The following is a 12,219-nucleotide window of genomic DNA, read 5'->3' as shown; positions in this document are numbered from 1 at the left end:
TGAGAAGGTGCAACAATTCTTGTCATAAGTAATAGGTTGATTTTTTTACAATGGACCGTTATCTGTGGGTATAAAAGCGGCTGTGTTACTTCCTGCTATCGTTGTAGAGCCTGATAATAGCGAAGGCCGCACACTTCCACTCCTGTGGGAATTGTTTGACCTGAAGATCCACTTTTTTGAGCGGATTTTTGCTCAAAAAAGTTAGCTGAAGGACAAACCCCACGGAAAGGGAAGTGGGCAGCCGGAGTGGTGCTCAAGCAGTTGATATTATTCCATAATAACCACTAGAGGAAGCGTAAATCTAAGCATTCTCTCCTAAGTTTTGTCGCAAAAATAACTAATCGTTCTCTTTCTTAAAGACATTAGAAATAATGATTAGAATGATGCCAATGATTATCGCAGGCATAGAGAAGGAATACACACTCGCAGGTACATCTTGAATGATACCTAATGTCTCGTTAAACATAAAGCCTAGAATAAATATGAGAAAACCTAACCAAAAAATTACTTTGCCGAACAGAGTATGTTTTTTCATCGAATTCCCCTTTATTATCGCAAACTCATTTCTAGTTTAACATATTTCTATTTAACAGAGCTTGACCTCTGTTTTTTCATCATTTCCCTCTGATATTTGGAATTACTGAATCCGCTTTCTCTGATATAATCGTGTTTACGAAGGGAGGCGAGTAGGTTGAGCTAAGCAAACTTTCTTATACCAGAAGATGTAAGCGTTTACTATGTTTGTGTGGTATGAAAAGTTTCAAAAAATTAGAGGAGTGATTATTTGGGAAATCGATCGTTCACAAAAAAAGTATTTAGTTCAATCACAGCCATGACTTTACTTCTATCAGGTGCAGCAAGTGTATCAGCAAATGAACATAACACAAACGAACAAACGGATACAACAGAAGGTATCCAGTTAGAGAATTTAGACAGAGGTTTAGTAGCTGCTTCTACCTCTGAAGGTATTTATTTAAGCTGGCGTCTTCTAGCAAATGAAGTATCCGGATATTCAGATAATGGTTTAACAGGTGTGGATTTTAACGTGTATCGCAACGATGAAAAACTGGCAACAGTTGAGGATAGTACGAATTATTTAGATACGGCAGGTTCCTCTGATGATCAATATGTCGTCCGTGCAACAGTAGATGGAGAAGAAATCGATGAGAGTAAAACAACTATTCCATGGGATGAAAGCTATTATGATTTACCTTTACAAAAGCCAGCTGACGGTGAAACACCGGTCGGGGAGTCATACACGTATCATGCAAATGATATGAGCGTTGGTGATGTGAATGGTGATGGTCAATATGAATATGTCGTAAAATGGGAGCCGAGCAACGCTAAGGATGTATCACAGGTGGGTTACACAGGCAATACCTACTTAGATACCTATACTTTTAACGGAGAATTACTTTATCGAATTGATTTAGGCGTTAATATTCGCTCCGGAGCACACTATACGCAATTTTTAGTTTATGATTTTGATGGGAATGGTAAGTCGGAAATCATGTTTAAAACTGCTCCTGGAACAAAGGTGATCAAGTACGATGAAGCTGGCGAGGTAGCTTCGGAAGAATATATTACAATGCCTGAAGAAGATATCGAAGCAGGATTTAGCCACGATGATGATTACCGGATGAGTAGCGATGATTATTATGAGCATGTTGTTGATTTATTTATGAGTTGGCATGACCAAGAAGAAGTAGAAAAAGGTGACTGGCCGGCTACTTTGGAAGAAGCTTTTGACATGGAACCGCAGTATGATTATCCATTATCTAGAGAGGACGCAGAGAGTTTAGCTGATTACTTCATGGATGAATATGCCCCGTCACGGAGCGGCAATAATGATCTTCGAAACTTCGAGGGCTTTATTTTAGAAGGACCAGAATATTTATCCGTGTTTGACGGTGAAACAGGAGACGAGTTAGAAACGATCCATTATAAGCCGGCACGTGAGGACGATGGATTGAGATGGGGAGATTATGCGATGTCTCGTATTGAACCAGGAAATCGTGTTGATCGGTTTCTGGCTGGAGTTGCCTACCTAGACGGGGAAAATCCGTCAGCCGTTTTTGCGAGAGGATACTATACGAGATCTACCATTGTTACTTATGATTGGGATGGAGAGAGTTTAAAGGAAAATTGGTATGTAGATAGTGGCTGGACACCAATGAGTAATCCTTTTAATGATGGGCCTCATGGTGTAGATGGAACAGATGAAGAGTTTGGAACGATAACAACACAAGGGTTCCACTCTTTAAGTGCAGCAGATGTCGATGGAGATGGTAAGCATGAAATTGTTTACGGTGGTGCAACAATCGACCATGATGGATCATTGTTGTATAGCACGTTCGCTGAAATGCCAGAAGAAGGAGCAGCGGAAGGTATGGCACGATTAGGTCACGGTGATGCAATGCATGTAGCTAACATTGATCCAAATCGGCCTGGTTTGGAAATGTTCATGGTATTTGAAGGTGGAGCTTGGGCACCATATGGCTACGCACTCCGTGATGCAGCAACTGGTGAAGTGATTTATGGTGATTATACTGGTCGCGATACTGGGCGTGGCATGATTGGTGACGTACTTCCTGATGAACCTGGATTAGAAACATGGGCAGTCGGTATGCATACAGCAGATGGAAGAGAAATTGCCGATAGCTGGCAAGATATTCCGGGAACGAACATGAGCATTAGGTGGTCAGGAGATATGACAACCCAAATCATTAACGGTTCCAGAGATCAAACACCAACAATCGACCACTGGCAAAAGGGAACAGTTCTAACTGCTGAAGGAACGAGAACGAACAACTGGACAAAAGGGAATCCAAGCTTAGTAGCTGATATTTTTGGGGATTGGCGAGAAGAATTACTCGTAAGAACGGAAGATAGCTCCGCGATTCGAATCTACTTAAGTACAGAATTAACGGATCGCAAGCTTTATACGTTAATGCATGATCCACAATATCGAGCTGAAGTAGCTAGACAAAATACGAGCTATAATCAACCTGCTTATACGAGCTTTTATCTTGCTTCTGACATCGATTGGTCTCAAGTACCAATAAGGGATGTTTGGCTTCCAATCGATACATCAACTCTGCAGGATTTAATGGATCGTTATATGGAGTCAGGTGATGTAACTGGTCCATTAGCGAAGCAATTGACAAATACGTATCGACAAGCAGTTCATCATTATGAAAAAGGTTCAATAGATCAAGCAAGTAAGTTTATTGAAAAGTATTTAACTCAAATCGAGAAACGATCGATGCAGAAGCATATTTCAGAGGATGCCAAGAAAGTATTAGTGGAAGCGGCTGAAACTTTTCTTGAGCGATTGAAATAGTAGAAGGAGATTGCTAGTGTCAACAGTTCTGCGGACATATATTCCGTTATTTCAAATAAAAATAATAATTTGAAGGTGTTCATGGACATCTGTTCCGTTATTTCTTTAAATAAGTGCTCATTCAACGTTATTTGCGCTTCTTAACGGAATAGATGTCCGCTACATTCTTTAATAAGCAAATAATAGGAGAAATAGCGTACTAAATGTCCGTAATGATTCCAGAAGGGGATGATAGAAAACTTCTATTAAACGATATCCATCGATCCCCAATTACCTTCTATTCGTTAACGTTTGTAACCCCCACCTTTAAGTTTCAAGGAAGTTAAAGTGGGGGGTTACAGAATTTAACACCCCGCATAATCAGTGGAGGTTAAAGTCTCACGTTATTGAACAAGGTTATCAAGGATATAATTTTCGGTTCGTAATCCATCTAGAATTGTCTTCAAATCATTTCTCTCACTATGGAAAAAAATATATTCTTCTGCATCGATTATTCTCACCAATGTCTTTAAATCTCGATTATCAGGATGTGATTTATAAAAAGGTGATTTTTCATCCTGATAAACACCAGTCTTTATTTCATGAAAGCCAGCTACTTTATCTAATAATAGATAGATCCCCGTTTCTTTTTTTCCCTCATAGATGGTTACACGCTCACTGTGCATCAGTGCAGCTAATTCATTGATTTTTTCTTTCCGTATGTTATCAGGATTTTGGAGATAACTTTGTAAATGCTCCATTAATCCATGATCGATCACAAAGTTTCTATCAGGAAGTGCTTGATAGAGCAAAAATAACAGATCACAGGCTTTTCCAGAGATCGTAATCGGAATCTGATAGCTTTCAGATGGATCTTTTACTATCGACAAGATATTGTGGATACTTTTCTCATAAGGCATGGTTTGAGTAGCATGCCCACTATCTATCAATGCGATATCATAAGAAAGCATAGCAGGGGTATCTGTTACTAATAGCGGGGAAGCAAGTGCGATATCCCCGGAGAAAAAGATAGATTGCTCATTTATATAAAAGCTGTACCATACACTTCCGAGCATGTGTCCACTATAACCCCAAATGAATGAAAGACTGTCTGATATAGTAATCGACTTCCCTCTTGTACATTTGTCAAAAGAGCGAAAACGCAAAGCATCTAGTGATGTACCTTGCCATTTTGGTATGATGTTTTGCAATTGCTGTAGACTGGCTTCACTCATCCATACGTCACCCTGGAAGCCCTTTTCCGCTAATAAGGGCAGTGCACCAATGTGATCGTTATGAATGTGAGAGATAAATACTGCTTGAATCGATTGTGCTATTTCTTCTGTAATGACTGGATATACTTCTGGGTTTCCATTTCTGACGCCGCAATCCAGCATAATGCGTGTGTTAGTTGCTTGGTCTGTTACTAAAAAGCAGTTTCGACCATATTCTCGTACTCCTCCAAGCACGGTTACATCAATCATTAGTTTGTGTGTAACGCCTTTCGTTGTAAGAGTTCAATCAGAAAAATGCAAATCACCGTTAATAATACTGTGATTACTGCCATTGCCATTCCTTTTGATACATCACCTTGCTCAAATTGGCTATAAATAAAGGTGGCACTCGTTTCTACTGATGGAGGGAGAATAAGTAAAGAACCAACTAATTCACGCATTGAAATAATAAATGTCATCATCCAGCCTGCTAATATCCCTTGTCCCAATAGCGGTAACCATACTTTTAATAAAATCATCCAATAGTTGTGAGCGAAAACCGCATTGGAATGGTGAATAGATGGATGAAGCTGGGACAATGCTGATTTCGTATATTGAACAGAATAAGGTAAAAATAGCACAATATAAGTAACGATAGGCATCCAGTTAGTATTATAGATAGTTGCTGGAAGCCATCCTGCATTCCAGAATAGAATCAGGCCAACAACAAAGACAATACCAGGAATGATATTGGACAATAGACTTGTAAAATCAAGGAACTGTTGTGACTTCTTTTTAGCATCTCTAATATATAGTGCTGCACAAAATCCGATAAGAGCGGCTATAGTAGAAGCAACAAAGGCAAAGTTAATACTATTCATAAGCGCTGTGAAGCTAGATGAACCAACAGTGAATAGCTCAGCATAGTGACTGAGTGTTACATTACTTAAACTAAGCGGTTCGCCACGAACTTTTAATAGGGAAGTAGCGATGATTGAAAAATAGGGTACACCAATTGATAGCCCGATGATAATCAGTACATATCCACTAGAAAAGATTCGAATCAATAGTGAATCTTTCAACTGGTTAGAACTCATCGATTTACCAGAATGGGTGCCAAACGTATATTTACGACTAATTACATTTTGGATATACCAAATCACCATACAGACGCTTAGCAACAGTAAAGATAAGCTGGTGGCTGCTGATATATTAATCGGCCAGCGTGATAAATAGGCATGAATCTCTGTTGTAAAAACGTCATAGCCAATTCTTTTACCAAAAGTGGCAGGTGTTCCGAATTCAGCTAATGTTTTGATAAAGACGAGTAAGGCTGCCATCACATAGCTTGAAATCAGTAATGGTAAAATCACTCGGATCCAGTTCAAGACAGGGTTACCACCATAAATCATTGTTGCATCTTGAAAAGAACCGTCAATTCTCATCAGTGCATTCTTCAGCATTAAATAAAGAAAAGGATACAGGTGCATGCTCATAATAAAGACCATTCCAGCTACACTGAAAAAGGTAAATGGTGCTTCTGTAGTAAAGATTTGCTCATAATAACCATTGTGTTGCATAAACAAAATCCAACCCATTGAGCCAATATATGGTGGTGTCATAAAAGGAATGATAAAGATAATATCTAACCATTCACTTTTGACCAGGAAGGTTTTGGTTCTGATAATAGCAAGCGGAAGTGCTATACATGTTGTAAGAGCAATGACATATACACCAAGTAATAGAGAATTTTTCATGGTTTGGACAATGCTATTATTTTGTAGAACCGATAATAATGAGTCAAATGACAACGTGCCATTCTCAAAAAAAGTATAGCCGAGCACCGCAATAAGTGGTGCTACAGCTAAAATAGTAAGTATGATAAACAACGCCGTAAAAGGGGCATGTCTACGTAGAATCATACGTATTCCTCCATTATCTTACGTCATCACGTAGAAGTTTTAATCCATTGATGTGAACTTGTTTAATGTTTCTACCTGTTTTTCTTCGATATTATCCAAGTCTAATGGAAGTGTCGGTATATCACTTAAAGGAGCGCGGTTATTCAATTCAATCTCATTATTACCAGGTAAAATATATGCATCTGCAACCAATTGTTGCGCAGTGTCAGATAAAAGAAAATCTATATATTCTTGTGCGCCTTCAACGTTTTGCGCATCTGCTAATATACCTGCAGCACGTGGGCTAATAACTGTGCCACTTTCCGGATAGTAAATATCAACTGGTTCTCCACTGTCTTTTGCTTTATAAGTCATATAATCTACTGCAGAAACAACGACATCATTATCTCCTGTGATGACAGAGTTTAATGCTTCTTTATTCGCTCCTGCTATTAGTAAATCGTTGTCTAGCCAGTTTTGAATTGTGTCCCAACCATTATCATTTTGATTCGTTAAGCCATATAGAAAATCAACAGCAGAGCCAGAAGAAGTTGGGTCAGGCATTGCGACACGTCCTTGCCATTCTGAATCACTAAACTCTTCCCAATCAGCATCAAGTGAATCCACTTGATTCGTGTTATAAGCAACACCAAGAGCGGCAGCACTATATCCATAATAATAATGATCAGGATCGCTCCATTCAGGGTTCATGCTTTCACCGTTTTCCGATTCATAAGCTTGAAGTTTATCCTCGGATTTTAATCCTTCCATTGATGGAACAGAAGCAAGTACAACAACATCAGCAACTGGATTATTTGCTTCTGCTTCTAAACGAGATAGAATTTTTCCTGTAGTACTTTGGAACATTTCGATCTTGATACCTGTTTCTTCTTCAAATGCTTCTTGAATATTTTCTGCAAGCCCTCCTGGTCCAGCAGAATAAACGGTAATCGTATTTTCATCAGTAGAATTGTTATTTTCTGCACCTGAAGCTTCCTCAGAGTCAGCTCCACAAGCACTTAGTAGTAATGCGGAAGTAAAGATTCCTGCCATTGCAGTTCGTTTTAATTTTTTCATAGGTTACGCCTCCTGTTTTCTTAAAGAATGAATATGATTTTCTTCGACATAAAGCTTAATTTTAGCGCCTTGTTCATGCGGATGATGGTCATAAAATTTCCACAACTGACCATTTGTTTCGACAAAGATGACGTAACGGTCACCTTCATACGTACTTTTCTTCACAACCCCCGATCTTAATGTTGTATTTGTATGTGGATAAAGATGAACATTTTCTGGACGAATCATTTTCTCTTTATCCTCTACCCAGTTGGTCTTACCAATGAAGTTTGCTACAAATGGATTGGCTGGAGTATGATAGATTTCTTCGGGTGATCCTGTTTGGACAACGTCTCCAGTATCCATCACAATCATGCTGTCTGACATCGTCATTGCTTCTGTTTGATCATGTGTGACAAAGATCGCTTGTGCACCAATCGATTGGACAATGGCTAAAATCTCCTCACGCATCTGTTCACGTAAGATTGCATCGAGTGCGCTGAGCGCTTCATCGAAAAGGATAAGTTTCGGATTAATGGCAATAGCTCGAGCCAATGCTACACGCTGTTGTTGTCCTCCTGATAATTCCCCAGGTTTCATGACTGCCTTTGCATCTAGTTTTACTTTTAACAGGGCGTCGTGAACAATATCAGCTCGTTCAGACTTGGGTACCTTTCCTCGTAGACCAAATGCAACATTTTCAAAGACTGTCATGTGCGGCCATAGCCCAAAATCTTGAAATACCATGGCAATTTGGCGCTTGTTTGGTTTTACATTAATTTTCTTTGATTTAGAAAAGATGGTCTTGTCATCGAAAAGGATCTCCCCAGATGTTGGTTCTGTCAGCCCTGCCAACATTTTTAATAATGTTGTTTTGCCACAACCTGATTGACCGAGAATCGTAACAAAGGTGTCTTCTATCGTTAGATCAATCGGTTTTACTGCTTGGATATTGCCATATTTCTTCTCGATGCCTTTTAAGCGAATAATCATGTTATCCTCTCCTCATTTTCTCCTCACTATTAAGTGTAGAGAACAATTGTTTAGAGAATATTAACTAACTGTTAACATTAAATTAAAAAAAATCTGATAAAATCAACGTACTGTTAGAAAAAATCTAAAATACTTTAGGAGGATAAAGTGAATATTCAAAAATTACATGTCTTGATCTCATTGGTAGAAACGAGGAAAATGACAGATACAGCCAATTTACTAGGTTTGTCTACGCCTACTGTATCTTTCCATATTAAATCATTGGAGGAAGAGTACGGCATTAAGCTTTTTCGTACCAATGCGGGAGGATATAGACTGACAGACGCAGGAGAGATGCTCTATCATTATGCCAAGCAATTGAGTCAAATCAATGATGCATTAGAAAAAAGTGTGGAAGATTATAAGAATGGGGAAAACGGCTCTATCAAACTAGGGGCAAGTGGTGTACCTGCCCAGCTTTTTATGCCGGAGTTAATTCACCAGCTTGCTGAACAGTATCCGCGTATCAAGGTATCATTAGATGTTAAAACAGCCCCAGAAATAGAAAAAAAACTACTATTTCAAGAACTAGATTGTGGGTTAGTAATGGAAACGGGGAATAAGGAGCCAGACCTTGTATATGAACCAATCACGAGTGACAAAATTGTCTTGGCCTTTAGCAAGACGCATCCTTTTGCTGGGAAGGAGGGCTTAGGTGAAAGTGATTTATCTCATCAAACATTGCTCGTGCATAGGTTATCAAGTTCAACAGGGCATTTCTCCAAATCATGGTTGCAAGAGCAAAAATTACAAATGGAAATGATTCAACTAGATTCTGTTTCGACGATTATTAAAATGCTATCTTACGGGAAAACCGTAGCATTGATTTCGAAAAGATTAATAGAAAAAGAAGATCATTTAGCTTATATTGAATTTGAAAATCAAGACTTAGAAAGGCAAATTCATTTTGTTTACCATCGTAATTTATGGATAAGTGGCCCGTTTCGGTATTTTCAGGAGCTTGTTTTGGGATTAAGTGAGAGTGCAGAAAATCACTAACTGATAGGAACTTGGTCATTTCATTTTAGGCCTTCAGTAGATGGTTAGAAGGTGCAAAAAAGACGGGAGCAGCCATTCATCTCCCGTCTTTAATCGTATGTCAAAAAATTTTTAATATAGTCTGTATGTTTTGTGAAATTATATTGTTTGTATAACTCACTTGCTAATCGATTCGGACTTCCGAGAAAAAAGCGTTCATATTGGGTCTGTCTACTGCCAAATGAACTCATTGTCGCATCCCAAGCTAAGCGAAATAATTGCACACGATCTTTTGCTTCTAGTGTGGCACTTTGCAAATATTGATCTAGGTCGTCTCTAATCTCGGACTCAAAATCGGCTTCGGTTGGAATAGACACAAGCCCACTAGATCCTAATAGTTGGACAATTTCTGCTAGTCGAGCATATACTTTTTGAAAAGTAGAGGTCGCTACTTGTAAGGGGGTGAGTTCTGGACGCATTAGTTCAAATTCGTCTCTTTTTGCATTGGTTTCTGCTTTGATTAATAAGGCTTCCATCGTTTCTAGTGCTGTTATCATTTCAGCCATCATTTCTTGAACATGGGGATATTCACTAATATTAATGGTATTGACAATAGACTTAGCCAATCCCACCATCAATTCCGTTTTAATAACCTGTCTGCTAACGATTTGATGTAAGGTAAAGGGAGCAAATGCACTGGTGCTTTTGAAATTATTGGCTACTTCTAAATTGTTATAAAAGAATACTCTTTCCCATGGGACGACTACATCATCAAATACCACCATACTATCTGATTCTTCAAACCGAGAGCTTAGTGGATAATTATAAGTTGACTCGCCTCCAACAAAGGAATCCCTGCTAATGAATTTCAATCCTTTTGTTTCACTTGGAATGGAAAAAGCAAATGCGTAAGCTTTATCAGAGATACCTCCAGGGGAAAAAACAATAATCTCATCGGTGATGCCACCTTGTGTTGCTAGTAAGCGAGCTCCTTTAATGACAATTCCTTCTTCGTTCTCGGCAACCACTTTCGCTGCGATTGGTCCGTCAGTGTCTTCAAAGTAAAGTTGTGATCGATTAACTTGTGGGCTTATAAATGTATGTGTAAAAGAAAAATCCTCTTCTCTTGCCTTTTCATAAAAATGAATCAAATGTTCGGGGAAGCAATTTTCTTTATCTTTCAATAGTTGAGCCGAAGCAGCAAAAGTCATTAATACAGTATTCATATAATCAGGACTCCTGCCAAGCATACCTCCACTCATCTTTGCCCACTGTTGAATCATTTTTCTACGTTTTATAAGGTTTTCCATTGTGGTTGGCTGTAAGTAAGAGGTACCAACTAAATCTCCTGTTACAGGTGAAGGATAGGTCATGATGTCTTTTTTTTGTTGTAGGTCGTAAAGGGAGGCCTGACTGTTAATGATCCCTTTAAAGGCAGGATGATCAAGAATGTTAATAACTTTTTGTCCATTGTGCCAAAGTTCTACTTGTCGTTTTTTTATTCGATTTCGGTATTCTTCCCCTGTTATTGCTGGCATACTTCTGCACCCCTTATCACAAAAATAAACTTACATTATTATATTTTTGAGGGAGAAATATGTTCCGGTTAGCAAATAGCTGAAACAGGTTTTGCCGACATAATTGAAAAAGGAAAGGAGTCCGGCGGAAAATGATGTGGTTAGGGGATAATAGTATTTGTTTCAAGCAGGGACATTCCCTAGTTATACTGATGATTACAATACCTTAGACTTAGGTATTATTGCACTTCCCATATGATAGGTAATTCGATATGCTAAAATTACTTTCCATAATAAAAATAGAGGAGGAAAAGTTTTGGCAGATAAGGTAAATGTGTCTTTACGAAATCAGTCTTTTTATATCGATTATTCCCGTGGGTATGAAAATAGCCGTGATATGCAACATTATCATCTTCATCAGGATTATGAGATTTTTTATTTGCTTGAAGGGGAGAAAATTTTCTTGATAGATGGAGAGAAATATGTAGCAAAAAAAGATACTATGATGCTGATTAATAAAAACATCCTACATAAAACCATCGTTAATGATCATAACTATCAACGAATCGTCTTGAACTTCCGGGATTGTTTTCTTTTGGAAGCTGATCAAATCCTTCTTTCTACTTTGTTTAACAATGGCCCTCATCTGCTCTCAGTTAAAAATCCAACCATATTTCAAACCATATTAGAAAAGATGTTAGAAGAATATTTCCTCGATCATTCTCACAGTGATCGTTACTTACAGTTACTTCTGTCACAATTACTAATGGAATGTGAACGACTGATCCGAAGTCAAACGTCTATAGAACATGCAACTGCTAATCGTCATCAACATGCATTAATAAATGATATGATCACCTATATCAATGAACGTTTCCACCAAGATATCACATTGTCCATCCTTGCTGATACGTTTTTTCTTCATGAGCAATCGATAAGTAAATTATTCAAGCAATCTATTGGCTGTAGTTTTACAGAATACTTGAATGCGGTACGGATTACGGAAGCGAAGAGGCTACTAACGGAAACAAAAATGAAAATCAATCAAATTACGAGGAAAGTTGGCTATACCAACCATGTTCACTTTTGGAGAATCTTTAAGAAATTCACCGGCATGTCACCAAATAACTATCGCCAACAAGAAACAACTAAATGTAAGCGTTTCACAAACAAAGCATAAAAAAATGTAATCTAGCGAT

9 protein-coding genes are annotated in these 12,219 nt (G+C 38.3%); 3 read left to right on the top strand and 6 right to left on the bottom strand.

What is annotated here, in order from left to right; translation table 11 throughout:
- Positions 1-337: 337 nt before the first annotated feature.
- Positions 338-535, bottom strand: coding sequence for a hypothetical protein (locus GH715_RS09905; RefSeq protein WP_153836207.1), 198 nt, complete (start codon positions 533-535; stop codon positions 338-340).
- A 297-nt stretch (positions 536-832) separates the two neighbouring features.
- Between GH715_RS09905 and GH715_RS09900 the strand changes: the two genes are divergently transcribed.
- A complete protein-coding gene (locus tag GH715_RS09900; RefSeq protein WP_153836234.1) occupies positions 833-3,343 on the top strand; it encodes a rhamnogalacturonan lyase in 2,511 nt (836 codons plus the stop codon).
- 383 nt (positions 3,344-3,726) lie between these two features.
- On the opposite strand, the gene GH715_RS09895 is transcribed toward GH715_RS09900, so the two are convergent.
- The 4 genes from GH715_RS09895 to GH715_RS09880 are packed head-to-tail and all read right to left on the bottom strand — an operon-like array spanning position 3,727 to position 8,486.
- Positions 3,727-4,806 carry an MBL fold metallo-hydrolase gene (locus GH715_RS09895; protein WP_153836208.1) on the bottom strand — a complete coding sequence of 360 codons (1,080 nt, stop codon included), beginning with the start codon at positions 4,804-4,806 and terminating at the stop codon, positions 3,727-3,729.
- Positions 4,806-6,458 carry an ABC transporter permease gene (locus GH715_RS09890; protein ID WP_153836209.1) on the bottom strand — a complete coding sequence of 551 codons (1,653 nt, stop codon included), beginning with the start codon at positions 6,456-6,458 and terminating at the stop codon, positions 4,806-4,808. Before GH715_RS09890 ends, GH715_RS09895 begins: the two co-directional genes overlap by 1 nt.
- 39 nt (positions 6,459-6,497) lie before the next feature.
- The gene (locus tag GH715_RS09885) at positions 6,498-7,514 is read right to left on the bottom strand and encodes an ABC transporter substrate-binding protein (protein WP_153836210.1); all 1,017 of its coding nucleotides are present in this window, start codon (positions 7,512-7,514) and stop codon (positions 6,498-6,500) included.
- Positions 7,515-7,517: 3 nt separating this feature from the next.
- Positions 7,518-8,486, bottom strand: coding sequence for an ABC transporter ATP-binding protein (locus GH715_RS09880; RefSeq protein WP_153836211.1), 969 nt, complete (start codon positions 8,484-8,486; stop codon positions 7,518-7,520).
- Between the two features lie 147 nt (positions 8,487-8,633).
- Here GH715_RS09880 and GH715_RS09875 point away from each other — a divergent pair, with 147 nt between their 5' ends.
- A complete protein-coding gene (locus tag GH715_RS09875; RefSeq protein ID WP_163578580.1) occupies positions 8,634-9,524 on the top strand; it encodes a LysR family transcriptional regulator in 891 nt (296 codons plus the stop codon).
- 89 nt (positions 9,525-9,613) lie between these two features.
- Here the strand turns inward: GH715_RS09875 and hpaB are convergent, their stop codons facing one another.
- Complete coding sequence (gene hpaB / locus GH715_RS09870; RefSeq protein ID WP_153836212.1) at positions 9,614-11,041, bottom strand: 4-hydroxyphenylacetate 3-monooxygenase, oxygenase component; 1,428 nt, start codon at positions 11,039-11,041, stop codon at positions 9,614-9,616.
- Positions 11,042-11,336: 295 nt separating this feature from the next.
- Between hpaB and GH715_RS09865 the strand changes: the two genes are divergently transcribed.
- Entirely contained in the window at positions 11,337-12,200 is an 864-nt protein-coding gene (locus GH715_RS09865) for an AraC family transcriptional regulator (RefSeq protein WP_153836213.1), read from the top strand.
- Positions 12,201-12,219: the final 19 nt, after the last annotated feature.

The organism is Gracilibacillus thailandensis, from assembly GCF_010994055.1.
Lineage (GTDB): Bacteria > Bacillota > Bacilli > Bacillales > Amphibacillaceae > Gracilibacillus > Gracilibacillus lacisalsi.
Note: the sequence above shows the minus strand (reverse complement) of the source record. Positions and strands in the feature narration are given on the sequence as shown.